The organism is Pseudomonas glycinae, assembly GCF_001594225.2.
Taxonomy (GTDB): domain Bacteria; phylum Pseudomonadota; class Gammaproteobacteria; order Pseudomonadales; family Pseudomonadaceae; genus Aquipseudomonas; species Aquipseudomonas glycinae.
In genome coordinates, this window is sequence record NZ_CP014205.2 from 3,374,377 (window position 1) to 3,397,493 (window position 23,117).

Below are 23,117 nucleotides of genomic sequence, written 5' to 3' on the forward strand. Positions count from 1 at the left end.
GGAACACCACTCGACATCCGGGTGCAACCGTGCGTAGCGTTTCGGGTGATGTTGAGGGCGGTTTAGGCTAGAATGCACGGCCTCAAAGCACACCCCTTCCCGAGGCTGTCCCGAAGATGTTGATCCTGCGCGGCGCTCCTGCCCTTTCTGCCTTTCGCCACAGCAAACTCCTTGAGCAACTGAGCCAGAAGGTTCCAGCTGTCAGTGGCCTGTATGCTGAATTCGCTCACTTCGCCGAAGTCACCGGCGTCCTGACCGGCGACGAACAGCAGGTGCTTGCGCGCCTTCTGAAGTACGGTCCAAGCGTTCCGGTTCAAGAGCCGACCGGTCGTCTGTTCCTGGTGTTGCCGCGTTTCGGCACCATCTCGCCATGGTCGAGCAAGGCCAGCGACATCGCCCGCAACTGTGGCCTGAGCAAGATCCAGCGTCTGGAGCGCGGCATCGCGTTCTACGTCGCCGGCCAGTTCAGTGAAACCGAAGCGCAGCAGATTGCAGACGTACTGCATGACCGCATGACGCAGATCGTTCTGGCCAACCTCGAGCAGGCCGCCGGTCTGTTCAGCCACGCCGAACCGAAGCCGCTGACCGCCATCGACATCCTCGGCGGCGGTCGCGCCGCGCTGGAAAAAGCCAACGTCGAACTGGGCCTGGCCCTGGCCGAAGACGAGATCGATTACCTGGTCAACACCTTCAACGGTCTCAAGCGCAACCCCCACGACATCGAACTTATGATGTTCGCCCAGGCCAACTCCGAGCACTGCCGGCACAAGATCTTCAACGCCAGTTGGGATATTGACGGCGAGAGCCAGGAAAAAAGGCTGTTCGGCATGATCAAGAACACCTATCAGATGCACAGCGAAGGCGTGCTGTCCGCTTACAAGGACACCGCTTCGGTGATCGTCGGCAACGTCGCCGGCCGCTTCTTCCCGGATCCGGAAACCCGCCAGTACGGCGCGGTGCAGGAGCCGGTGCACATCCTGATGAAGGTTGAAACCCACAACCACCCGACCGCGATCGCACCGTTCCCGGGCGCGTCCACCGGTTCCGGTGGCGAGATCCGCGACGAAGGTGCAACCGGTCGTGGCGCCAAGCCGAAAGCCGGCCTGACCGGTTTCACCGTGTCGAACCTGCAGATCCCTGGCTTCGAACAGCCGTGGGAAGTGCCGTACGGCAAGCCTGAGCGCATCGTCAACGCGCTGGATATCATGATCGAAGGCCCGCTGGGCGGCGCTGCGTTCAACAACGAATTCGGTCGTCCGGCCCTGACCGGCTACTTCCGGACCTTCGAACAATCGATCACCACTCCGCACGGTGACGAAGTTCGCGGTTACCACAAGCCGATCATGCTGGCTGGCGGCATGGGCAACATCCGTGAAGAGCACGTCAAGAAAGGCGAGATCGTTGTCGGCTCCAAGCTGATCGTGCTCGGCGGCCCGGCGATGCTGATCGGTCTGGGCGGCGGCGCTGCTTCCTCCATGGCCACCGGCACCAGCTCGGCGGATCTGGACTTCGCTTCGGTTCAGCGTGAAAACCCTGAAATGGAACGTCGCTGCCAGGAAGTCATCGACCGTTGCTGGCAGCTGGGTGACAAGAACCCGATCAGCTTCATCCACGACGTGGGTGCGGGCGGTCTGTCCAACGCCTTCCCGGAACTGGTCAACGACGGTGACCGCGGTGGCCGTTTCGAACTGCGCAACATTCCAAACGACGAGCCGGGCATGGCCCCGCACGAAATCTGGTCCAACGAATCCCAGGAACGTTACGTTCTGGCAGTCGGCCCAGCCGACTTCGAGCGCTTCAAGGCGATCTGCGAACGTGAGCGTTGCCCGTTTGCCGTTGTCGGTGAAGCCACCGCCGAGCCGCAACTGACCGTGACCGACAGCCACTTCGGCAACAACCCGGTGGACATGCCACTGGAAGTGTTGCTGGGCAAGGCCCCGCGCATGCACCGTTCGGTGGTTCGCGAAGCCGAGCTGGGCGATGACTTCGATCCGTCGAACCTCGACATCGGCGAAAGCATCGAACGCGTCCTGCACCACCCGGCCGTGGCGAGCAAAAGCTTCCTGATCACCATCGGCGACCGCACCATCACCGGCCTCGTGGCCCGTGACCAGATGGTCGGCCCCTGGCAGGTTCCGGTGGCCGACGTTGCCGTCACTGCCACCAGCTTCGACGTCTACACCGGTGAAGCGATGGCGATGGGCGAGCGCACTCCGCTGGCGCTGCTGGACGCTCCTGCGTCAGGCCGCATGGCCATCGGCGAAACCATCACCAACATTGCCGCCTCGCGCATCAACAAGCTCTCCGACATCAAACTGTCGGCGAACTGGATGTCCGCTGCCGGCCATCCGGGCGAAGACGCGCGTCTGTACGACACCGTGAAAGCGGTCGGCATGGAACTGTGCCCTGAGCTGGGCATCACCATCCCGGTCGGCAAGGACTCCATGTCCATGGCCACCCGCTGGAACGACAACGGCGAAGACAAGACCGTCACCTCGCCAATGTCCCTGATCGTGACCGGTTTCGCGCCAGTGGCTGACATCCGTCAGACTCTGACTCCGGAACTGCGCATGGACAAGGGCACCACCGACCTGATCCTGATCGACCTCGGTCGCGGTCAGAACCGCATGGGCGCCTCGATCCTGGCGCAGGTTCACGGCAAGCTCGGCAAGCAGGCGCCGGACGTCGACGACGCCGAAGACCTGAAAGCGTTCTTCGCAGTGATCCAGGGCCTCAACGCCGACGGTCACCTGCTGGCGTACCACGACCGTTCCGACGGTGGCCTGCTGACCTCCGTGGTGGAAATGGCCTTCGCCGGCCACTGCGGTCTGAGCCTGAACCTGGACAGCGTTGCTGAATCCTCGGCGGAAATCGCCGCCATCCTGTTCAACGAAGAACTGGGTGCCGTGATCCAGGTTCGCCAGGACGCGACCCCGGACATCCTCGCCCAATTCAGCGCTGCCGGTCTGGGCGACTGCGTGTCGGTGATCGGCCAGCCGATCAACAACGGTCAGATCAACATCACCTTCAACGGTGACACCGTGTTCGAGGGCCAGCGTCGTCTGCTGCAACGTCAGTGGGCCGAGACCAGCTACCAGATCCAGCGTCTGCGCGACAACGCCGACTGCGCCGAGCAAGAGTTCGATGCGCTGCTGGAAGAAGACAACCCGGGCCTGAGCGTCAAGCTGAGCTACGACGTCAATCAGGACATCGCCGCGCCTTACATCAAGAAAGGCATTCGCCCACAGGTTGCCGTGCTGCGTGAGCAGGGCGTCAACGGTCAGGTGGAAATGGCGGCAGCGTTCGACCGCGCCGGTTTCAATGCGATCGACGTGCACATGAGCGACATTCTGGCCGGCCGTGTCGACCTGAACGAGTTCAAAGGTCTGGTGGCCTGCGGTGGTTTCTCCTACGGCGACGTTCTCGGCGCCGGTGAAGGCTGGGCCAAGTCCGCACTGTTCAACAGCCGTGCCCGCGATGCGTTCCAGGGCTTCTTCGAGCGTAACGACAGCTTCACGCTCGGCGTGTGCAACGGTTGCCAGATGATGTCCAACCTGCACGAGCTGATCCCGGGCAGCGAGTTCTGGCCGCATTTCGTGCGCAACCGCTCCGAGCAGTTCGAAGCGCGCGTGGCGATGGTTCAGGTTCAGGAATCGAACTCGATCTTCCTGCAGGGCATGGCCGGTTCGCGCATGCCGATCGCCATCGCTCACGGTGAAGGCCATGCCGAATTCGAAAGCGAAGAGGCACTGCTCGAAGCCGATCTGTCCGGTTGCGTGGCGATGCGTTTCGTCGACAACCACGGCAAGGTCACCGAAGCCTACCCGGCCAACCCGAACGGTTCGCCGCGCGGGATCACCGGCCTCACCAGCCGTGATGGCCGTGTGACGATCATGATGCCGCACCCGGAGCGTGTGTTCCGTGCCGTGCAGAACTCGTGGCGTTCGGAAGACTGGAACGAAGACGCTCCTTGGATGCGTATGTTCCGTAATGCTCGTGTGTGGGTGAACTAAGCGCTGTGTACAAGCTCGCGTTTTTTGTTCCCGACAGTCATGTCGAGGTGGTCAAGGAGGCTGTATTCGCTGCCGGTGGTGGGCGGATCGGTGACTATGACCACTGTGCCTGGCAGGTGCTTGGATCTGGTCAGTTTCGGCCTTTGGACGGGAGTCAGCCGTTCGTGGGTGAGACGGGGCGGGTTGAGCAGGTCGAGGAGTGGAAGGTTGAACTTGTTGTTGGTGATGAGTTGATTCGTGGGGTGGTGGCGGCTTTGAAGGCTAGCCATCCTTACGAGACGCCGGTTTATGAGGTTTGGCGGTTGGAGGATTTTTGATCCGGCAGCCGCAAGAAAAAACCGCTGACCTTGACGGGGCAGCGGTTTTTTTTGCTCAGTATCGGACTACAGATCTTTGACATAGTCGTCAAGAAACTCCGTCCAGCTGATTTTGCCATCGGCGTTGGGGTTCACTTCTTTCATCAGGGCCTTGAGGTCTTCTGGCGTCAGATAGGGCTCTAGGGCTTTTCGAAATTCGGTGGTACTCAATGTGCCGTCACCGTTGGTGTCGTAACGTTCGAAATCTTTCCTCGCGCGCTCCAGTTGTGCTGCAGTCAACTGCTCTTCAAGCGATTTGGTTTTGGCTGACTTTCCCATGGCTACCTCGTCCTGTTTCGTTTCAATGATGAATCGAGAAGGCGACGGCTACGTTCAAAGTACTGCCCTTCCGGGATAAAACTAAATGCAGGTGGATTGACCGTCAACTGTCAGACCTGACAGTTGACGGCACATGCATTTTAGGGAGCATGGGGGCGGCTGTCGTTCAGACCTTGGCACTCACCTCACTCCGATTAACCAACCCCTCCAGCGCCGCACTCAAGCTCTGCGCCCGATCCCCCACCAGCAAGTGCCACACGCCATCCTCCAGCGCGCTCACACCCAGACATCCAAGTTCTTTCAATCGGCTTTCCGACAGCGCTTTGCCATCGGCCAGTTGCAGGCGGATCCGGCTCATGGCGATGCAGTCGAGTTGCAGCACGTTGTCGCTGCCGCCCAGGGCGTTCAGCCATTGCTGGGCCTGCGGTGCGGCTATAGCAACGGGCTCGCTGGTTTCGACGACGGCGACAGGAGTAGACGCTGCGGCTCGACCCAATGCGGGCATCGCCAGGCGGATTTCGTCTGCAATGCTGTCGGCCATCGGTCCGACGACCACCTGCAAACTGCCGCCCTTGCCCGGACGTACCACGGCCATCGCGCCCAGTGCTTTCAAGTCCGCATCGGAGGCTTTGTTGCGATCGACCATTTCCAGTCGCAGCCGCGTGGTGCACGCGCCGACGGTGAGCAGATTTTCGGCACCTCCCAAGGCTTTGATGTACGCAGCGGCGCGCTCGTTTTCTGTCAGCACGGATTTCTCGGCAGTGGCGACGTCTTCACGTCCCGGGGTTTTCAGGTTGAAGCGGCGGATACAGAAGTCGAACACCGCGTAATAGATGACGGCATAAACCAGTCCTACCGGCACCACCAGCCAGCCGTTGGTCGAGCGTCCCCAGCCCAGCACCATGTCGATGAAGCCGCCGGAGAAGGTGAAGCCCAAGTGGATGTTCAGTGCGTTGGTGATTGCCATCGACAACCCGGTCAGCAGCGCGTGCAGCAAAAACAGCAGCGGTGCGAGGAACATGAAGGCGAATTCGATCGGTTCGGTGACGCCGGTGAGGAAGGCGGTCAGGGCCATCGACAGGAAGATCCCGCCCATGACTTTGCGGCGCTCCGGCAGGGCGTTGCGGTACATCGCCAGGCAGGCGGCGGGGAGGCCGAAGATCATGACCGGGAACATGCCGGTCATGAACTGCCCGCCCTTCGGATCGCCGGCGAAGTAGCGGGACAGGTCACCGGTCACCAGCGCGCCAGTGGTCGGGTCAGTGAAGTTGCCGAACACGAACCACGCCATGTTGTTGAGGATGTGGTGCAGGCCGGTGACGATCAGCAGGCGGTTGAACACGCCGAACACGAAGGCGCCGAAGCTGCCGCTTTCCATCAACAGCGTGCCGAAGCTGTTGATGCCGTGCTGGATCGGCGGCCAGATGTAGCCGAACAGCACGCCCAGGCCGACTGCGCTGAACCCGGTGACGATGGGCACGAAACGCCGGCCGCCGAAGAATGCCAGGTACTCCGGCAGCTTGATGTCCTTGAAGCGGTTGTACAGCGCGCCGGCCATCAGGCCGGTGACGATCCCGGCGAGCATGCCCATGTTGATGCTGGCGTCGAGCACTTTGAGGGTGGAGATCATCACCAGGTAACCGATCACCCCGGCGAGGCCGGCGGTCCCGTTGTTGTCCCGGGCGAAGCCGACCGCGATGCCGATGGCGAAGATCATTGCCAGGTTGGCGAAGATCACCTGGCCGGCGTCGTGGATGATTGCGATGTTCAGCAGGTCGGTGTCGCCCAGGCGCAGCAGCAGGCCGGCGATCGGCAGGATCGCGATCGGCAGCATCAGCGCGCGGCCGAGGCGTTGCAGGCCTTCGATGAAGAGTTGGTACATGGCGTTTGTCCTTGTTGTTTTTGTTAGCGCAGAGGCCAATGTTGATGACAGGCATGACGCACCGCAGCGGCGCTGCTCAGCTTGAGCAAGTCCCGGGCGAGGCGTTGGCATTCGGCTTCGTGCAACTGGCGCACGCGGTCCTTGATTTCACCAATTTGTACCGGGCTCACCGACAGCTCGGTCACGCCCAGACCGATCAAAACCGGCGTCGCCAGCGGATCGGAAGCCAGGGCGCCGCACACGCCGACCCAGCGTTTATGCACCGCCGCGCCTTCGCAGGTCATGGCAATCAGGCGCAGCAGCGCCGGGTGCAAGGCATCGACCCGCGCGGCGAGGCCGGCGTGATCGCGGTCCATGGCCAGGGTGTATTGCGACAGGTCGTTGGTGCCGATGGACAGGAAGTCGGCGTGCTCGGCCAGTTGTTCAGCCTGCAATGCAGCGGCCGGGACTTCGATCATCACGCCGATTTCCGGTCGTTGATTGATGCCCAGTTCCAGACACAGCGCATCGACCCGCTGGCGGATGTGCAGCAGTTCGTCGACCTCGGTGACCATCGGCAGCAGGATCCGGCAGCGCTGCAGCGGGCTGACTTGCAGCAGCGCACGCAGTTGCTGGTCGAGGATTTCCGGGCGGGCCTGGGCCAGGCGAATGCCGCGCAGGCCGAGTACCGGGTTGGCTTCGACCGGCAGCGGCAGATAGTCGAGTTGTTTGTCGCCGCCGACGTCGATGGTGCGGATGATCACCGACTTGTCGCCCATGGCATCGATCACAGCTTGATAGGCGGCGCGTTGTTCTTCGACGTCCGGCGCAGTGTGGCGATCGACGAACAGGAACTCGGTGCGCAACAGGCCGACGCCGTCGGCGCCGTTGGCAAATGCATCCGCCGCTTCATGGCTGGAGGCGACGTTGGCGACCACTTCGATGGCCACGCCGTTGCGGGTTTCGGCTGGCAGATGGGCCTGAGCTTGCTGGGCGTCGCGCCGTTGTTGGCGGTCGATCTGCGCCTGGCGGACTTCGGCCAGACGTTCGGCATTCGGCGCCAGTTCGAGGCGACCGCCGTCGGCATCGAGAACCACTGATTGACCTTGAGTTTGATCCAGCAAAACCGAGCCCAGTGCGACCATGCACGGCAGGCCTTTGCCCCGGGCCAGAATCGCCACGTGGGAAGTCGCGCCACCTTCGGCCATGCACAAACCGGCGACGCCTTGCGCGCTCAGTTGCAGCAAATCCGAAGGCGTCAGTTCGTGAGCGGCGACGATGGCGCCGGCCGGCACGTCGTAATGCCAGGCTTCGCCGAGCAGGGCGCGCAGCACCCGTTGCTTGAGGTCGCGCAGATCGTTGGCGCGCTCGGCCAGCAGCGGGCTGCCGGTGTTTTGCAGCACTTGGCATTGCGCATCGATGGACTGGCTCCAGGCGTGAGTCGCCGCCGTGCCGGTTTCAATCGATTGCCGGGCGGCGTCGAGCAGGGCCGGGTCTTCCAGCAAGGCCAGGTGCGCGGCGAAGATGGCTTCTTCGTCGGCATTGCGCTGTTTTTTCGCCTGGGCGAGGGTGCCGTCGATTTCGCTGCGGACCTGATTCAGCGCCGTGTCGAGAATCTGTAGTTGTTGCTCGGGCTGATGATTGCCGCTGTCGGCTGGCAGGCTGATCGCGTTCAGGCGAAACAGCGGCCCGCCGACCAGACCCGGTGCGGCGCACACGCCGTGCAACACGCCGGCCTCGGCCGGGCGATTGCGTGGAGTGGCGGCAAGCGGTGCAGCGGCGTGATGATCCTCCGGCAGGGCTGTTGCCAGCGCGGTGAGCAAGGCTTGCAACGCAGCCTGTGCGTCCGGGCCCTGGCAACTGACCTGCACTTCGTCCTGTTCGCCAATCGCCAGGCCCATCAAACCGATGAGGCTGTTGCACGGTGCCGATTTGCCGGCGAAATGCAGCTGCGACTGGCTCTTGAACCCTTGCGCGGTCTGGCGGATCAACGCCGCCGGGCGCGCATGCAGACCGCCGCGATGGGCGACCTTTACGTGACCGTGAACTTGCGGGCCGCCGAGTTCTTCTGTATTCGCCGCTGCGCTGTGACGAGCGATGATGTGCAGCAGCGGTTCGCCGACCTTCACCGTTTTCAGGGTGATGGGGCGCGCCTGGAAATCCTGGCTGTTGGTCAGGATCAGCAGGCTGACCAGGCTTTTGCACTGGCGGCCGACCTTGTCCAGGTCATAGCGCAGCAGCGGCTGGCCATTGCTGACCCGCGCGCCTTCCTTGACCAGCATCGAGAACCCTTCGCCCTGCAACTCCACCGTGTCCAGACCGAGATGCAGCAACAGCTCGGCGCCGTTGTCGGCGCGCACGGTCAGTGCATGGCCGGTGCGGGCGACGTGGATCACCACCCCGGCGCAGGGCGAATACAGGGTGTCGTTCAGCGGATCAATGGCAATGCCGTCGCCCATCGCGCCGCTGGCGAACACCGCGTCCGGGACTTTGGCGAGCGTGAGCACCGGGCCGCTGAGCGGGGCGCTTAAAGTCAGCTCTTTATTGTTGTTGTGCATGGCTCGGTCTCATCAGGAAAACGTTCGGTTCGGACTCAGTGCGTACGGGTGACTTTGCTCAGGTGTCGCGGCTGATCCGGGTCCATGCCACGGGCCACGGCCAGACCGGCCGCCATCACGTAGAAACTCTGGATCGCCAGAATCGGGTCGAGGGCCGGGTGTTCGGCACGGCTCAAGGTCAGGTCGCGTTCGCTGACGTCATCCGGCGCGGCCAGCAGCACGCGGGCGCCGCGCTGACGCATCTCGGCTGCCAGGCTCAGCAGGCCGGCCTGTTCGGCGCCGCGCGGGGCGAACACCAGCAATGGGTAATGTTCGTCGATCAGGGCCATTGGGCCGTGACGGACTTCGGCGCTGCTGAAGGCTTCGGCCTGGATCGCCGAGGTTTCCTTGAATTTCAGCGCGGCTTCCTGGGCGATGGCAAAACCGGCGCCACGGCCGATCACCATCAACCGCTCGCAATCGCGCAGGGCGTCGATGGCCGGGCTCCAGTCCTGTTGCGCAGCTTCGCGCAGGCCTTCGGGCAGGGCGTTGTGCGCCTCCAGCAATTCGGCGTCTTCTTTCCAGTGCGCGATCAGACGGGCGCTGGCGCTGAGGGTGGCGATGAAACTCTTGGTCGCGGCGACGCTGCTTTCGGTGCCGGCCAGCAATGGCAGGCTGAATTCGCACGCAGCCTCCAGCGGCGAATCGGCGGCGTTGACCATCGACACACTGAGCGCGCCACGCTTGCGCAACAGGCGCAGGCTGTTGACCAGATCCGGGCTCTGGCCCGACTGGGAAAACGCGAACGCAACCTGACCGCTGACCTTCAACGGCGCCTGTTGCATGGTCACCACCGACATCGGCAACGACGCCACCGGTACGCCGAGTTGCTGCATGGTCAGGTAGGCGAAGTAGCTCGCGGCATGGTCGGAGCTGCCACGGGCAACGGTCATCGCCACTTGCGGTGGCTGACGGCGCAGGCGTCCGGCGATCTCGATCATTGGCGGGTCGAGCTGTTGCAGTTGGGCTTGCACGGCCTCGAACGAGGACAGCGCCTCTTCAAGCATTTTTGAAGTCAATGTCTTCTCCTTCGACCATGACGGCGGTCAGTGTGAGTGAGCGATCCAGCCGCACGCAGTCGGCCCAGGCGCCGGGTTGCAGGCGCCCGCGTTCGGTGATGCCGAGATAGTCGGCGGGGAATTGCGAAAGACGTTGCGAGGCCTCGGCGATCGGCAGACCGATCTTCACCAGATTGCGCAGGGCCTGATCCATGGTCAGGGTGCTGCCGGCCAGGGTGCCGTCGGGCAGGCGCACGCCGCCCAGGCATTTGGTGACTGTGTGGCTGCCGAGCTTGTATTCACCGTCGGGCATGCCGGCGGCGGCGGTTGAATCGGTGACGCAATACAGGCACGGGATCGAGCGCAGAGCCACGCGGATCGCGCCGGGGTGTACGTGCAGCAAGTCCGGAATCAATTCCGCGAATTTGGCGTGGGCGAGGGCCGCGCCGACGATGCCCGGTTCGCGGTGATGCAGCGGGCTCATGGCGTTGTACAAATGGGTGAAACTGGTGGCGCCGGCTTCGAGGGCGGCGACGCCTTCCTCGTAACTGCCGAGGGTGTGGCCGATCTGCATGCGGATGCCACGGCCGCTCATTTCACGAATCAAGCCATCGTGGCCGGCGATTTCCGGGGCGATGGTGATCACCCGGATCGGCGCCAGTGCCAGATAGTCTTCGACTTCGGCCATCAGCGCGGTGTGGGCGAAGTTCGGCTGGGCGCCGAGTTTGCCGGGATTGATGTATGGGCCTTCGAGGTGAACGCCGAGGACTCGAGCGGCGCCTTTCGGACGCTGCTCGCAGAATTCGCCGACCTCCTTGAGCACGCTGGCAATCTCGGCACTCGGCGCGGTCATCGTGGTGGCGAGCAGCGAGGTGGTGCCGAAGCGCACGTGGGTCTTGGTGATGGTCTCGAACGCGCTGGCGCCTTCCATGATGTCCTTGCCGCCACCGCCGTGGACGTGCAGGTCGATGAAACCCGGCAGCAGATACGGCAAGTCATTGGTCGCCGGATCGCAAGGCTCGCCTTCGATCGACACGACTCTGCCGTGTTCGTGGATCAGCCGGCCGCGAATCCAGCCGTCAGCGGTGAGGATGTTGTCTTCGGACATTTCGCTTCTCTCGTTTGGCCTGGCTGCTGATCAGCGGCGAAGCTCTGCAACAAAGTCGTAGTAGTCGTTGCGGCAATAGGTGTCGGTGACTTCGATCGGCGTGTTGTCTTCCAGGTAGCCGACCCGGGTCATCAGCAGCATCGCGGTGCCGGGGGCGATGCCGACGAGTGCGGCGAACTCGTCCGAGGCGTTGATCGCCTGGATGTGCTGCAAGGCGCGCACGATCGGCTTGCCGATGCTGTCGAGGTGTTCGTAGAGGGAGTCGTCCACCACCTGTGGCTTGGGCATGATCGAGGCGGGCAGGGTGCTCATCTCGATGGCCATCACCGTGTCGTCGGCTTTGCGCAGGCGTTTCATGCGCGCGACCTTGTCGTTCGGCGACAGGCCGAGGCGGATCAGTTCTTCGTGGGTCGGCAGGGTGATTTCCCGCTCCAGCCATTGCGAGCCGGGCACGAAGCCCTTGAGACGGAGCATTTCGCTGAAACCCGACAGACGCGACAGCGGTTGTTCGAGGCGTGGAGTGATGAAGGTGCCGGAGCCTTGCAGGCGGCGGATCAAACCTTGATCGAGCAGCACTTCCAGCGCTTTGCGCGCGGTGACCCGGGAAATCCCCAGCATCTCGCTGAGATTGCGCTCCGAGGGCATCGCCTGTTCGGCTTTCCACTGGCCGGCATGGATCGCCGCTTCCAGGTTGCGCGCCAGTTGCAGGTACAGCGGCGTCGGCTGGGAGTCGTCAGGGCGCAGGGCGTGGAGATCGTTCATGCAGGCACTTCCGGAGCTGATATTGGAATGTTGTCGCTCGCTGTTTCGGCGAAAACTAATACCACTTACATACCATGTCAACGCGGCGGAAATGCCTGTAGGCCCATGGCTCAGAAGGTTTCAAGGTGGGTGGTTTCAAGTGGTATTAGAGGTGCGCTGTAAAACGCAAAAAATCGCGGTCTGCGGCAGTTCTGGCGAGTGACAGTGGTATCACCGTTCAGACGTTGCCGCAGGCGGCGATCTTTTTGATTTATTTTTTGCGAGCGACCAATGGTCGGGAGAAAGGGCCGTTTTAAGGCCCCTCGGGAGCGTGCTCCCTGGATGACAGAATCAGGGGCGAATTTCGATCATCGTGCCATCCGGCACCAGGTTCCAGACTTCGCGCATGTCGACGTTGCGCATGGCGATGCAGCCGTCGGTCCAGTCCAGGGTGTGGAACAGTTGTTCGGGGTTGTCCTCGGAGTCCGGCGTGCCGTGGATCATGATCATGCCGCCAGGCTCGACGCCTTCGCGGCGGGCGCGGGCGGAGTCGCTGATGTTCGGGTAGGAGATGTGCATCGACAGGTTGAATTTTTCGCTGGTCTTGCGCCAGTCGATCCAATAGAAACCTTCCGGTGTGCGCTTGTCGCCCTCAATCAGCTTCGGGCCTTTTTTCGCGCCCTTGCCCAAGGAAATGCGATAGCTCTTGAGTGGCTTGCCGTCGGCGATCAACTGCAGTTGATGGGCCGATTTGAGCACCAGTACTTTTTCGATGAGCGGGGTGTTCGAAGGCGTCACGGTGGTCACGAATGACGCTTGGGAGACGGTGACGAACGACAGGCAGAACAGGGCAAGCAACCAGCGCATTGAAACGATTCCCCAGAAATGAAGCAGATACTTTATTTATAGATAGTGTGCAGGCGCTGTCGCGGTCTGCGTCAGCCGGTTATCGGCCGGCCGCCGTCGAAATCAAGTGATGGCCGGTTGAGCGAGTGGCGGGATCGATTCGGAGCGAACCGGATAAACCTCGACACGCCGGTCAGCGAAGAAGCATTCCAGGGTACGGCCCACCGTGCGGAAAGCCAGTTCGTCCCAAGGAATGTCTTCCTCGTCGAACAGTTGCACTTCCAGGCTTTCGGGGCCGGCGGCGAAGTCCAGATCCGCCAGCTCGGCGCGGAAAAACACATGCACCTGACTGATGTGCGGCACGTCGATCAAGGTATAGATGCTCAGGTTGCGCACCCGGGCGCAGGCTTCCTCGGCGGTTTCGCGGATGGCGGCCTGTTCGATGGTCTCGCCGTTCTCCATGAACCCGGCGGGCAGTGTCCAGTAACCGAGACGTGGCTCGATGGCGCGGCGGCACAGCAGGACTTTGCTGCCCCAGGTCGGTACGCAACCGGCCACGATATTGGGGTTCTGATAGTGAATCGTCTGACAGCTGTCGCAGACGAATCGCAGCCGCGAGTCGCCTTCGGGAATGCGCTGGGTCACCGGGTTGCCGCAGTGGCTGCAAAATTTCATGCTGGGGTTCCTGAATGCTGCGCCTATCTTGGCGTGCAGCGGTGTCAGTCGGCAAGTTGTCGTTTCGCGACATGACGGCCGTTCGGGGCTTGGGCGGTCGCAATGATTGGTGCATGATGCAGGGTAAGGCACCGATCGAGAACACTTATGCTGGACGAGCTACTGCACCGGGTAAGCAATCACACGCCGCGCACGCTGGAGACCGACACGCGTTTCCCCGAGGCCGCTGTCCTGGTGCCGATTACTCGCAGTGACGAACCCGAACTTGTCCTCACCCTGCGCGCCAGCGGGCTCTCGACCCACGGCGGCGAAGTCGCCTTCCCCGGTGGGCGACGCGATCCCGAGGACCCGGATCTGGTGTTCACCGCCCTGCGTGAAGCCGAAGAGGAAATCGGCCTGCCCCCGGGACTGGTCGAAGTGATCGGTCCGCTCAGCCCGCTGATTTCCCTGCATGGCATCAAGGTCACGCCGTATGTCGGGGTGATTCCGGATTTTGTCGAATACCAGGCCAATGATGCCGAGATTGCTGCGGTGTTCAGTGTGCCGCTGGAGTTCTTCCGCAAGGATCCGCGCGAACACACTCATCGCATCGACTACCAGGGTCGCAGTTGGTACGTGCCGAGCTACCGTTACGGCGAATACAAGATCTGGGGGCTGACGGCGATCATGATCGTCGAGTTGATCAACCTGCTCTATGACGCCAAAATCAGCCTGCATCAGCCGCCTAAAAGCTTCATCAATACCTGAAGCCATCGCTCGAATGGCCAGCCATCGTGAGCCCTGAGGAAAACAAGATGAAATACCGCCTGGGCGACGCCCGCGTCGAAACCCATCCGCAGAGCTGGGTCGCCCCCAACGCCGTGCTCGTGGGCAAGGTCAGACTGGAAGAGGGCGCCAACGTCTGGTTCAACGCCGTGCTGCGCGGCGACAATGAACTGATCCTGATCGGCAAGAACAGTAACGTCCAGGATGGCACTGTGATGCACACCGACATGGGCTATCCGCTGACCATCGGCACCGGCGTGACCATCGGCCACAACGCCATGCTCCACGGCTGCACGGTCGGCGACTACAGCCTGATCGGCATCAACGCGGTCATCCTCAACGGCGCGAAGATCGGCAAGAACTGCATCATCGGCGCCAATTCGCTGATCGGCGAAGGCAAGGAAATTCCTGACGGTTCACTGGTGATGGGCTCGCCGGGCAAGGTCGTGCGCGAACTGACCGAGCAACAGAAGAAGATGCTCGAAGCCAGTGCTGCGCACTATGTGCATAACTCTCAGCGCTATGCGCGCGATCTGGTCGAGCAGGAAGAATGACAACCCCGGAAAGACCTGTCGCCTCGCCGTGCGTGAGCATTTGCGCGCTGGACGAAGACGACATTTGCACCGGTTGCCAGCGCACGGTCGAGGAGATCACTCGCTGGAGCCGGATGACCAATGATGAACGTCGGGTTGTTCTCGGGCTCTGTCATGAGCGGGCGAAGGCCAGTGGCCTGGTCTGGATGATCGGCAAAACGCCGGGGCGATAACCGATTTGATTGGCGCCATCGAAGGGCTGAAGTAACCTGTGCGCCAAATTGACAGGTCACGCCCATGATTTTCCTCATCGCTTACATCAGCAGCGTCGTGCTGATCAACTTCGCCTTCTCCACCGCGCCGCACCTGGACATCATCTGGTCGGCCTGGGGCGGGCTGGTGTTCGTGTTGCGCGACATGGTGCAGATCCGTTTCGGCCACGGCGCGATCGTGGCGATGCTGGCGGCGCTGGTGCTGTCCTATGTCACGTCCGATCCGTCGATTGCGCTGGCCAGTGCCACGGCATTCGCAGTCTCCGAGTGCATCGACTGGCTGGTGTTTACCATCACCAGGCGCCCGTTGCGCGACCGGTTGTGGATCAGCTCGGCGCTGAGCATTCCCCTCGATACCTTCATCTTCTTTGGCATGATCGACCTGCTGACGCCGCCGGTGCTTATCACTGCTCTGGCCTCGAAGTTCGCCGGTGTTACCGCCGTCTGGCTGATCATGGCCTGGCGCGAACGCAAACAGGCTGTCGCCGGCTGAAGCCAAACCCTCAGGTTCATGTAAAATGCCGCGCTTTCTCCCCATGGAAAGCGCGTCCGGCGTTGCTTTCCTCGATGATCCGCTTCTTTGAGGACCTGAGATGACCCGTATCGGAACTCCATTGTCGCCGACCGCGACCCGCGTATTGCTGTGTGGCTGTGGTGAGTTGGGCAAGGAAGTGGTGATCGAGCTGCAACGCCTGGGCGTTGAAGTGATCGCCGTTGACCGTTACGCCAACGCGCCGGCCATGCAGGTTGCCCATCGCAGCCACGTGATCAACATGCTCGATGGTGCCGCCCTTCGTGCAGTGATCGAAGCCGAGAAGCCGCACTTCATCGTGCCGGAAATCGAAGCCATCGCCACTGCCACGCTGGTCGAACTGGAAGCCGAAGGCTTCACCGTGATCCCGACCGCTCGCGCCGCGCAACTGACCATGAACCGCGAAGGCATCCGTCGTCTGGCTGCCGAAGAGCTGGACCTGCCGACTTCGCCGTACCACTTCGCCGATACCTTCGAGGACTACAGCAAAGCCGTTGAAGACCTGGGTTTCCCGTGCGTCGTCAAACCGGTGATGAGTTCGTCGGGCAAGGGCCAGAGCCTGCTGCGCAGCGTCGATGACGTGCAGAAAGCCTGGGATTACGCCCAAGAGGGCGGTCGCGCCGGCAAAGGTCGCGTGATCATCGAAGGTTTCATCGATTTCGACTACGAAATCACTCTGTTGACCGTGCGTCACGTCGGCGGCACGACGTTCTGTGCGCCGGTCGGCCACCGTCAGGAGAAGGGCGACTATCAGGAATCCTGGCAGCCACAGGCCATGAGCCCGGTGGCGCTGGCTGAATCCGAGCGTGTAGCCAAAGCCGTGACCGAAGCATTGGGCGGTCGTGGTCTGTTCGGCGTCGAGCTGTTCATTAAAGGCGATCAGGTGTGGTTCAGTGAAGTGTCGCCACGTCCACACGACACCGGTCTGGTAACCCTGATTTCCCAGGACCTGTCGCAGTTCGCCCTGCACGCCCGAGCCATCCTCGGCCTGCCTGTGCCACTGATCCGTCAGTTCGGCCCATCGGCTTCGGCGGTGATTCTTGTGGAAGGTCAGTCGACCCAGACTGCATTCGCCAATCTTGGCGCTGCGCTGAGTGAACCGGATACCGCTCTGCGTCTGTTCGGCAAGCCTGAAGTCAACGGTCAGCGCCGCATGGGTGTGGCACTGGCCCGTGACGAGTCGATCGAGGCCGCTCGCGCCAAGGCGACCCGTGCTTCTCAGGCTGTCGTTGTAGAGCTGTAATCTCGCTATCTGATCGCTCCCGCATCGGGCGGGAGCGATCAGGGCATTTACGACACCTGATTCAAATCGTTATTGCGCGTTTCCTTCAGGCACAGCACAGCGATCAAGCTGAGCACCGCTGCCGCTGACACATACCCGCCGACGTAACTCAAACCACCCATCGCCACCAGTTTCTGCGCAAAGAATGGCGCCGCCGAGGCTCCGACAATGCCGCCGAGGTTGTAGGCCGCCGATGCACCGGTATAGCGGACGTGTGTCGGAAACAGCTCCGGCAGCAGCGCGCCCATTGGGGCGAATGTCACCCCCATCAGAAACAGCTCGATGCACAGGAACAGGGCCACGCCCCAGGTCGAACCCTGAGTCAGCAGCGGCTCCATCAGAAACCCGGAAAGAATCGCCAGCACACCGCCGACGATCAGCACCGGCTTGCGCCCGTAACGATCGCTTGCCCACGCCGACAAAGGCGTCGCGGCTGCCATGAACAGTACTGCGAAGCACAGCAGCCCGAGGAACGTCTCACGGCTGTAGCCCAATGTGGATACGCCGTAGCTCAGGGAAAACACCGTTGAGATGTAGAACAGTGCGTAGCACACCACCATGGCAGCGGCGCCAAGCAATGTCGGTGCCCAGTATTGGCTGAACAGCTCGACCAGCGGCACTTTCACACGCTCCTGACGGGCGATGGCGTTGGCGAACACCGGGGTCTCGTGCAGCTTGAGGCGCACGTACAGCCCGACCATCACCAGCACGGCGCTGAGCAGGAACGGAATGCGCCAGCCCCAACTGCGGAACTGATCGTCGCTCAGGCTCATGGCAAGGGTCAGGAACAGACCGTTGGCGGCCAGAAAACCAATCGAGGGCCCGAGTTGCGGGAACATGCCGAACCACGCCCGTTTGCCTTTCGGCGCGTTTTCGGTCGCCAGCAGCGCTGCACCGCCCCATTCGCCACCCAATCCCAGGCCCTGGCCGAAGCGCAGCACGCAAAGCAGGATCGGCGCCCACGCCCCGATGCTGTCGTAGCCCGGCAGCACGCCGATCAGCGTGGTGCAGACGCCCATCAGCAGCAGCGAAGCGACCAAAGTCGATTTGCGCCCGATCCGGTCGCCGAAATGGCCGAACAGCGCCGAGCCCAGCGGTCGGGCCAGGAAGGCGATGCCGAAGGTAAGAAATGCCGAAAGCATCTGCGCCGTGCCGGAAGTCTGCGGGAAGAACACCGGCCCGATCACCAGCGCAGCAGCGGTGGCGTAGACATAGAAATCGTAGAACTCGATGGCCGTGCCGATGAAGCTTGCCGTGGCCACGCGGGTGGCGGAGTTGGTCGGTTGGGCAGGCGTGGTGTCGCTGTAAGCGGTACTGGTCGTCATGCGGTGATCCCTGACAGTCATGAGCTCCGTTGGAGCGAATTATTATGGTCGAACACCCAGGGATGTGGGATGAGGCGCGATCGCTGCTTCAGGTAGGAACAGTCGTCGGTGTGATGCGGATATTGCCGATGAACCGGCCGGAACTTGTCGGGTGCGGGGTAAGCACACGGTTCGGCGGGGCTTGGGTAAGCACCGCGATTATAGGAAGGTGGCTAACGATTGAACAAGGGCCTGTCTAGCGGGCCGTGCCCAGCGTCGGGGTCGAAGTGGTGTGCCAGATCAGGACCTTGCTGACGCGGTTCTCTTCGGTTTCGAGAATCTCCAGCCGGTAGCGGCCGATCTTCAGGCAGACCGCGCTTTCCGGGATGGTTTCCAGCGCTTCGGTCACCAGGCCATTGAGGGTCCGGGGGCCGTCGCTGGGCAGGTGCCAGCCCAGGCATTTGTTCAGTTCGCGGATCGACGCCGCGCCATCGATCACCATGCGGCCATCGGCCTGCGGGTGGATGTGCGGATTGTCGAGGCTGTGCTCGCTTTCGAATTCGCCGACGATTTCTTCGAGAATGTCTTCCAGGGTGACGATGCCGAGCACTTCGCCGTATTCGTCCACCACCATGCCCAGACGCCGTTGCTGCTTGTGGAAGTTCAGCAGTTGCAGTTGCAGCGGGGTGCTTTCAGGGACGAAATACGGCTCGTAACTGGCCGCCAGCAAGGCTTCGCGGGTCAGGCTGCCGTTGTCGAGCAGGTGACGAATCTGCCTGGTATTGAGCACCGCTTCGACCTGATTGATATCGCTGTGGAAGACCGGCAGGCGAGTGCGTTGGTTCTTGCGTAATTGCTCGATGATTTCCTCGATCGGGTCGTCGAGGTTGATGCCGTCGACATCGCTGCGCGGCACCAGAATGTCGTTGACCGTGATGTTGTCCAGCGCATGGATGCCTGAAACCGGGTGCGGGCGCACCGGATGATCCGGGTCGTCATGACGCTCCGCCGGCACATCGTCTTCGCTCTGTTGCACCACCTGGGCCTTGCGGATGAACGGTTGCATCAGCAAACCACTGGTGCGGCTGAGTAGCCAGGCAAGCGGGTAAACGACCTTCAGCGGGACCGCCAGCAGCGTATTGCCGAACGACAACACCGCATCCGGATAACGCTGGGCGAGGGCGCGGGGGAAATAGTCGGCAAAAACCAGCAGCAGGGCGCCGGCGCCGAGGCAGGCGGCCCAGGGGCCATTTTCTTCACAGAGAAAGATTGCCAGCAGGGTGGCCAGAATGACGGCGAGGGCGCGGCACAGGGTATTGCAGAGGATCAGGCTGTCGAGCGGGAAGTTGAGCTTCGCCAGCGGCTTGTCGCTGGCGCGGGATGCGGTGCGTTGCGCGAGCAGGTACTGTTGCGCCGCTTCGACGGCGGTAAACAGCCCTGACCAGAGAATCAGCAGGACAAATACCGCGAGCATCGGCCCTATGGGCAAACCGTCCATTTATGCCGCCCGTCAGATATGCAGGATGTATTCACGAACCAGTTTGCTGCCGAAATACGCGAGCATCAGCAGGCAGAAACCGGCGAGAGTCCAGCGGATTGCCTTGTGGCCGCGCCAGCCGAGGCGGTTACGGCCCCACAGCAGGACGCTGAACACGATCCAGGCCAGGCAGGCCAGCAGGGTTTTATGCACCAGGTGCTGGGCAAACAGGTTCTCGACGAACAGCCAGCCGGAAATCAGCGACAGCGACAGCAAAGTCCAGCCGGCCCAAAGGAAGCCGAACAGCAGGCTTTCCATGGTTTGCAGTGGCGGGAAGTTCTTGATCAGCCCGGACGGGTGCTTGTGCTTGAGCTGATGATCCTGCACCAGCAGCAACAGGGCCTGGAACACCGCGATGGTGAACATGCCGTAGGCGAGGATCGACAACAGGATGTGTGCGAGGATGCCCGGTTCTTCATCGATGATCTGCACCGTGCCGGCCGGCGCGAATTGCGCCAGCAGTACGGTGATCGCACCCAGCGGGAACAGCAGCACCAGCAGGTTTTCCACCGGGATCCGCGAGCAGGCCAGCAGGGTCAGAGCGATGACGGCCGCAGCAATCAGGCTCGAGGCGCTGAAAAAATCCAGGCCCAGACCGATCGGCGTCAATAAATGAGTGAGCAGGCTGGCGCTGTGGGCCAGCACGGCGAGGACGCCGAGCGAGACCAGCAGGCGCTTGTTGGCCTTGGCGCCAGTGGCCAGGCGGGTGCCCTGATAGAGAGTCGCAGCGGCGTAAAGAAGGGCGGCGGCGAGGGTGGTCAGCAAACTCGGTGACAAGGGGAGCATAAATCCTGTTAGGCAAGCCCGAAAGGCGCTGAGTTTGGCATAGAACCGCCGTTGCACGAAAGACCGGCAAGCTGACAGCGAGGTGTCCGCCAGTCGCAGTCTTCGCTATAATCCGCGACCTGCCCACGCCGCAGGCTCGCCGAGCACATGTTGATTCCGGTCTGGGCCGCCATTATCCCGGTCTACACAGGGCCTGAAAGGATCGCGCAATGTTTGAAAACTTAACCGACCGTCTCTCGCAGACGCTGCGCCATGTCACCGGCAAGGCGAAACTGACCGAGGACAACATCAAAGACACCCTGCGCGAAGTGCGCATGGCGTTGCTCGAAGCCGACGTGGCCCTGCCTGTGGTCAAGGACTTCGTCAATTCGGTCAAGGAGCGTGCTGTCGGCACCGAGGTGTCGCGCAGCCTGACGCCGGGCCAGGCGTTCGTGAAGATCGTCCAGGCCGAACTCGAAAGCCTGATGGGCGCGGCCAACGAAGACTTGAACCTGAGCGCCGTGCCGCCTGCCGTCATTCTGATGGCCGGTCTGCAGGGTGCGGGTAAAACCACCACCGCCGGCAAACTGGCGCGCTTCCTTAAAGAGCGCAAGAAGAAGTCGGTCATGGTCGTGTCGGCGGACATCTACCGCCCTGCTGCTATTAAACAGCTGGAAACCCTGGCCAACGACATCGGTGTGACGTTCTTCCCGTCCGACCTGAGCCAGAAGCCGGTCGACATCGCCAGCGCGGCTATTAAAGAAGCAAAACTTAAATTCATCGACGTGGTCATCGTCGACACCGCCGGTCGTCTGCACATCGACGAAGAGATGATGGGCGAGATCAAGGCGCTGCACGCCGCGATCAACCCGGTCGAAACCCTGTTCGTGGTGGATGCCATGACCGGTCAGGACGCGGCCAACACGGCCAAGGCCTTCGGTGATGCGCTGCCGCTGACCGGTGTGATCCTGACCAAGGTCGACGGTGATGCCCGTGGCGGTGCCGCGCTGTCCGTTCGTGCGATTACCGGCAAGCCGATCAAGTTCATCGGTATGGGCGAGAAGAGCGAAGCGCTCGATCCGTTCCATCCTGAGCGTATCGCTTCGCGGATCCTCGGCATGGGCGACGTGCTCAGCCTGATCGAACAGGCTGAAGCGACTCTCGACAAGGACAAGGCCGACAAACTTGCCAAGAAGCTGAAGAAGGGCAAGGGCTTCGACCTCGAAGACTTCCGCGATCAGCTGCAACAGATGAAGAACATGGGCGGCCTCGGCGGGCTCATGGACAAACTGCCGAGCATCGGCGGCGTCAATCTCTCGCAAATGGGCAACGCTCAGAACGCTGCAGAGAAGCAATTCAAACAGATGGAAGCCATCATCAACTCCATGACCCCGGCCGAGCGCCGCGACCCTGAGCTGATCAGCGGTTCGCGCAAGCGCCGGATCGCCATGGGTTCCGGCACCCAGGTGCAGGACATCGGTCGCTTGATCAAGCAGCACAAGCAGATGCAGAAGATGATGAAGAAATTCTCCGCCAAGGGCGGAATGGCGAAAATGATGCGCGGCATGGGCGGAATGTTGCCCGGCGGCGGCATGCCAAAGATGTAAAAGAACTCGCCGGTCGTCGCACCGGCGCAGTCCCGCAAGGAAGCGGGATCCACAGCAAACCCGCACTCGGCGGGAGCTGACCGGCCGTGTTAAACGACGGCCCCATATGCAAATCTGCACGGCATGCCACAGGCGCCGGAAAAAGTCATTTGCAAAAGTCCGGATATTCCTTAGAATATGCGGCCTTTCGGGCACCCATGCCCGCTGTGCATTTAGATTTGCAGCACCGACTACAGGAACGATGTTCACATGCTAACAATCCGTCTTGCCCTTGGCGGCTCCAAAAAGCGCCCGTTTTACCACCTGACCGTAACCGACTCCCGCAACCCGCGTGACGGTTCCCACAAAGAACAGGTTGGTTTCTTCAACCCTGTTGCCCGTGGTCAGGAAATCCGTCTGTCCGTGAACCAAGAGCGCGTTGCCTACTGGCTGAGCGTTGGTGCACAGCCTTCTGAGCGTGTTGCTCAGTTGCTGAAGGAATCTGCCAAGGCTGCAGCCTGAGCAGTATGAGCGCGACGCCAGAAAAAGCTGATGACCTGATCGTTGTCGGCAAGATTTTTTCGGTTCACGGCGTTCGCGGCGAGGTGAAGGTCTTTTCCTTTACCGATCCGATTGAAAACCTGTTGGGCTATCGCAACTGGACGCTTCGGCGCGAAGGCGTGGTGAAACAGGTCGAGCTGGTCAGCGGCCGATCCACTCAAAAGGATCTGGTTGTAAAGCTCAAAGGCCTCGACGATCGCGATGAAGCCCGTCTTCTGAGCGGTTACGAGATTTGCATCCCGCGAAGCCTTTTGCCCGACCTGACTGCCGACGAGTACTACTGGTACCAGTTGGAGGGTCTGAGCGTCATCAACCAGGACGAACAATTGTTCGGCAAGGTTGATCACCTGTTGGAGACCGGCGCGAACGATGTATTGGTGGTCAAACCCTGCGTTGGCAGCCTGGATGATCGCGAGCGGTTGTTGCCCTATACGGAGCAATGCGTGCTGGCAATCGACCTGGAAGCAGGCGTGATGAGGGTGGAATGGGACGCGGACTTCTAAGCA

21 protein-coding genes are annotated in these 23,117 nt (G+C 61.8%); 10 read left to right on the forward strand and 11 right to left on the reverse strand.

Features of this window, described 5'->3' with window-relative positions; genetic code table 11:
- Positions 1–116 precede the first annotated feature (116 nt).
- Positions 117–4,013 (forward strand): phosphoribosylformylglycinamidine synthase, encoded by a 3,897-nt coding sequence (purL, locus tag AWU82_RS15285; protein WP_190241481.1) that lies wholly within the window; start codon positions 117–119, stop codon positions 4,011–4,013.
- Between the two features lie 5 nt (positions 4,014–4,018).
- Positions 4,019–4,330 carry a YqfO family protein gene (locus AWU82_RS15290; RefSeq protein ID WP_064384133.1) on the forward strand — a complete coding sequence of 104 codons (312 nt, stop codon included), beginning with the start codon at positions 4,019–4,021 and terminating at the stop codon, positions 4,328–4,330.
- 66 nt (positions 4,331–4,396) lie between these two features.
- Here AWU82_RS15290 and AWU82_RS15295 read toward each other — a convergent pair whose 3' ends face one another.
- From AWU82_RS15295 to AWU82_RS15330, 8 genes are all read right to left on the reverse strand, one after another.
- Positions 4,397–4,648: an EF-hand domain-containing protein gene (locus AWU82_RS15295; protein WP_064382425.1), complete on the reverse strand. Its 252-nt coding sequence runs from the start codon at positions 4,646–4,648 to the stop codon at positions 4,397–4,399.
- A 166-nt stretch (positions 4,649–4,814) separates the two neighbouring features.
- Positions 4,815–6,530 carry an N-acetylglucosamine-specific PTS transporter subunit IIBC gene (nagE, locus tag AWU82_RS15300; RefSeq protein WP_064382424.1) on the reverse strand — a complete coding sequence of 572 codons (1,716 nt, stop codon included), beginning with the start codon at positions 6,528–6,530 and terminating at the stop codon, positions 4,815–4,817.
- Positions 6,531–6,553: 23 nt separating this feature from the next.
- Positions 6,554–9,067 (reverse strand): phosphoenolpyruvate--protein phosphotransferase, encoded by a 2,514-nt coding sequence (ptsP, locus tag AWU82_RS15305; RefSeq protein WP_064382423.1) that lies wholly within the window; start codon positions 9,065–9,067, stop codon positions 6,554–6,556.
- Between the two features lie 35 nt (positions 9,068–9,102).
- Entirely contained in the window at positions 9,103–10,125 is a 1,023-nt protein-coding gene (locus tag AWU82_RS15310; protein ID WP_086776357.1) for an SIS domain-containing protein, read from the reverse strand.
- Positions 10,106–11,212 (reverse strand): N-acetylglucosamine-6-phosphate deacetylase, encoded by a 1,107-nt coding sequence (gene nagA, locus AWU82_RS15315; protein ID WP_064382422.1) that lies wholly within the window; start codon positions 11,210–11,212, stop codon positions 10,106–10,108. The genes AWU82_RS15310 and nagA overlap by 20 nt, the downstream gene beginning before the upstream one ends.
- Before the next feature lie 30 nt (positions 11,213–11,242).
- Entirely contained in the window at positions 11,243–11,974 is a 732-nt protein-coding gene (locus AWU82_RS15320) for a GntR family transcriptional regulator (RefSeq protein ID WP_064382421.1), read from the reverse strand.
- 330 nt (positions 11,975–12,304) lie between these two features.
- Positions 12,305–12,820: a L,D-transpeptidase family protein gene (locus tag AWU82_RS15325; protein WP_011332603.1), complete on the reverse strand. Its 516-nt coding sequence runs from the start codon at positions 12,818–12,820 to the stop codon at positions 12,305–12,307.
- A gap of 102 nt (positions 12,821–12,922) precedes the next feature.
- Complete coding sequence (locus tag AWU82_RS15330) at positions 12,923–13,474, reverse strand: NUDIX hydrolase (RefSeq protein WP_011332604.1); 552 nt, start codon at positions 13,472–13,474, stop codon at positions 12,923–12,925.
- Positions 13,475–13,621: 147 nt separating this feature from the next.
- Between AWU82_RS15330 and AWU82_RS15335 the strand changes: the two genes are divergently transcribed.
- From AWU82_RS15335 to purT, 5 genes are all read left to right on the forward strand, one after another.
- Positions 13,622–14,221, forward strand: a complete 600-nt coding sequence (locus tag AWU82_RS15335; RefSeq protein WP_064382420.1) for a CoA pyrophosphatase — start codon at positions 13,622–13,624, stop codon at positions 14,219–14,221.
- A 47-nt stretch (positions 14,222–14,268) separates the two neighbouring features.
- Positions 14,269–14,793 carry a gamma carbonic anhydrase family protein gene (locus AWU82_RS15340; protein ID WP_011332606.1) on the forward strand — a complete coding sequence of 175 codons (525 nt, stop codon included), beginning with the start codon at positions 14,269–14,271 and terminating at the stop codon, positions 14,791–14,793.
- A complete protein-coding gene (locus AWU82_RS15345) occupies positions 14,790–15,005 on the forward strand; it encodes a DUF1289 domain-containing protein (RefSeq protein ID WP_064382419.1) in 216 nt (71 codons plus the stop codon). Before AWU82_RS15340 ends, AWU82_RS15345 begins: the two co-directional genes overlap by 4 nt.
- A 64-nt stretch (positions 15,006–15,069) precedes the next feature.
- The gene (locus AWU82_RS15350; RefSeq protein ID WP_011332607.1) at positions 15,070–15,537 is read left to right on the forward strand and encodes a preQ0 transporter; all 468 of its coding nucleotides are present in this window, start codon (positions 15,070–15,072) and stop codon (positions 15,535–15,537) included.
- A gap of 100 nt (positions 15,538–15,637) precedes the next feature.
- On the forward strand, positions 15,638–16,819 hold the full coding sequence (purT, locus tag AWU82_RS15355; protein ID WP_064382418.1) for a formate-dependent phosphoribosylglycinamide formyltransferase: 1,182 nt from the start codon (positions 15,638–15,640) through the stop codon (positions 16,817–16,819).
- A gap of 47 nt (positions 16,820–16,866) precedes the next feature.
- On the opposite strand, the gene AWU82_RS15360 is transcribed toward purT, so the two are convergent.
- From AWU82_RS15360 to AWU82_RS15370, 3 genes are all read right to left on the reverse strand, one after another.
- Positions 16,867–18,183 carry an MFS transporter gene (locus AWU82_RS15360; RefSeq protein ID WP_064382417.1) on the reverse strand — a complete coding sequence of 439 codons (1,317 nt, stop codon included), beginning with the start codon at positions 18,181–18,183 and terminating at the stop codon, positions 16,867–16,869.
- A 235-nt stretch (positions 18,184–18,418) separates the two neighbouring features.
- Positions 18,419–19,660: a transporter associated domain-containing protein gene (locus AWU82_RS15365; RefSeq protein WP_064382416.1), complete on the reverse strand. Its 1,242-nt coding sequence runs from the start codon at positions 19,658–19,660 to the stop codon at positions 18,419–18,421.
- A 12-nt stretch (positions 19,661–19,672) separates the two neighbouring features.
- Positions 19,673–20,485, reverse strand: coding sequence for a cytochrome C assembly family protein (locus tag AWU82_RS15370; protein WP_039769548.1), 813 nt, complete (start codon positions 20,483–20,485; stop codon positions 19,673–19,675).
- A gap of 209 nt (positions 20,486–20,694) precedes the next feature.
- On the opposite strand from AWU82_RS15370, the gene ffh reads away from it, so the two are divergent.
- The 3 genes from ffh to rimM all read left to right on the forward strand — a co-directional run bounded on the left by ffh (position 20,695) and on the right by rimM (position 23,114).
- Positions 20,695–22,071 carry a signal recognition particle protein gene (gene ffh / locus AWU82_RS15375; RefSeq protein WP_064382415.1) on the forward strand — a complete coding sequence of 459 codons (1,377 nt, stop codon included), beginning with the start codon at positions 20,695–20,697 and terminating at the stop codon, positions 22,069–22,071.
- 249 nt (positions 22,072–22,320) lie between these two features.
- Positions 22,321–22,572, forward strand: coding sequence for a 30S ribosomal protein S16 (rpsP, locus tag AWU82_RS15380; protein ID WP_003185073.1), 252 nt, complete (start codon positions 22,321–22,323; stop codon positions 22,570–22,572).
- Between the two features lie 5 nt (positions 22,573–22,577).
- Entirely contained in the window at positions 22,578–23,114 is a 537-nt protein-coding gene (rimM, locus tag AWU82_RS15385; RefSeq protein WP_011332613.1) for a ribosome maturation factor RimM, read from the forward strand.
- Positions 23,115–23,117: the final 3 nt, after the last annotated feature.

What these genes read in the sequence shown, in the direction of transcription:
- AWU82_RS15335 (WP_064382420.1), top strand. Translation starts at nt 13,622, where the DNA reads ATGCTGGACGAGCTACTGCACCGGGTAAGCAATCACACGCCGCGCACG.
- AWU82_RS15320 (WP_064382421.1), bottom strand. Translation starts at nt 11,974, where the DNA reads ATGAACGATCTCCACGCCCTGCGCCCTGACGACTCCCAGCCGACGCCG.
- AWU82_RS15295 (WP_064382425.1), bottom strand. Translation starts at nt 4,648, where the DNA reads ATGGGAAAGTCAGCCAAAACCAAATCGCTTGAAGAGCAGTTGACTGCA.
- AWU82_RS15360 (WP_064382417.1), bottom strand. Translation starts at nt 18,183, where the DNA reads ATGACGACCAGTACCGCTTACAGCGACACCACGCCTGCCCAACCGACC.
- rpsP (WP_003185073.1), top strand. Translation starts at nt 22,321, where the DNA reads ATGCTAACAATCCGTCTTGCCCTTGGCGGCTCCAAAAAGCGCCCGTTT.
- ffh (WP_064382415.1), top strand. Translation starts at nt 20,695, where the DNA reads ATGTTTGAAAACTTAACCGACCGTCTCTCGCAGACGCTGCGCCATGTC.
- AWU82_RS15370 (WP_039769548.1), bottom strand. Translation starts at nt 20,485, where the DNA reads ATGCTCCCCTTGTCACCGAGTTTGCTGACCACCCTCGCCGCCGCCCTT.
- AWU82_RS15365 (WP_064382416.1), bottom strand. Translation starts at nt 19,660, where the DNA reads ATGGACGGTTTGCCCATAGGGCCGATGCTCGCGGTATTTGTCCTGCTG.
- AWU82_RS15350 (WP_011332607.1), top strand. Translation starts at nt 15,070, where the DNA reads ATGATTTTCCTCATCGCTTACATCAGCAGCGTCGTGCTGATCAACTTC.
- purT (WP_064382418.1), top strand. Translation starts at nt 15,638, where the DNA reads ATGACCCGTATCGGAACTCCATTGTCGCCGACCGCGACCCGCGTATTG.
- nagE (WP_064382424.1), bottom strand. Translation starts at nt 6,530, where the DNA reads ATGTACCAACTCTTCATCGAAGGCCTGCAACGCCTCGGCCGCGCGCTG.
- AWU82_RS15340 (WP_011332606.1), top strand. Translation starts at nt 14,269, where the DNA reads ATGAAATACCGCCTGGGCGACGCCCGCGTCGAAACCCATCCGCAGAGC.
- AWU82_RS15330 (WP_011332604.1), bottom strand. Translation starts at nt 13,474, where the DNA reads ATGAAATTTTGCAGCCACTGCGGCAACCCGGTGACCCAGCGCATTCCC.
- AWU82_RS15325 (WP_011332603.1), bottom strand. Translation starts at nt 12,820, where the DNA reads ATGCGCTGGTTGCTTGCCCTGTTCTGCCTGTCGTTCGTCACCGTCTCC.
- nagA (WP_064382422.1), bottom strand. Translation starts at nt 11,212, where the DNA reads ATGTCCGAAGACAACATCCTCACCGCTGACGGCTGGATTCGCGGCCGG.
- ptsP (WP_064382423.1), bottom strand. Translation starts at nt 9,067, where the DNA reads ATGCACAACAACAATAAAGAGCTGACTTTAAGCGCCCCGCTCAGCGGC.
- AWU82_RS15345 (WP_064382419.1), top strand. Translation starts at nt 14,790, where the DNA reads ATGACAACCCCGGAAAGACCTGTCGCCTCGCCGTGCGTGAGCATTTGC.
- rimM (WP_011332613.1), top strand. Translation starts at nt 22,578, where the DNA reads ATGAGCGCGACGCCAGAAAAAGCTGATGACCTGATCGTTGTCGGCAAG.
- purL (WP_190241481.1), top strand. Translation starts at nt 117, where the DNA reads ATGTTGATCCTGCGCGGCGCTCCTGCCCTTTCTGCCTTTCGCCACAGC.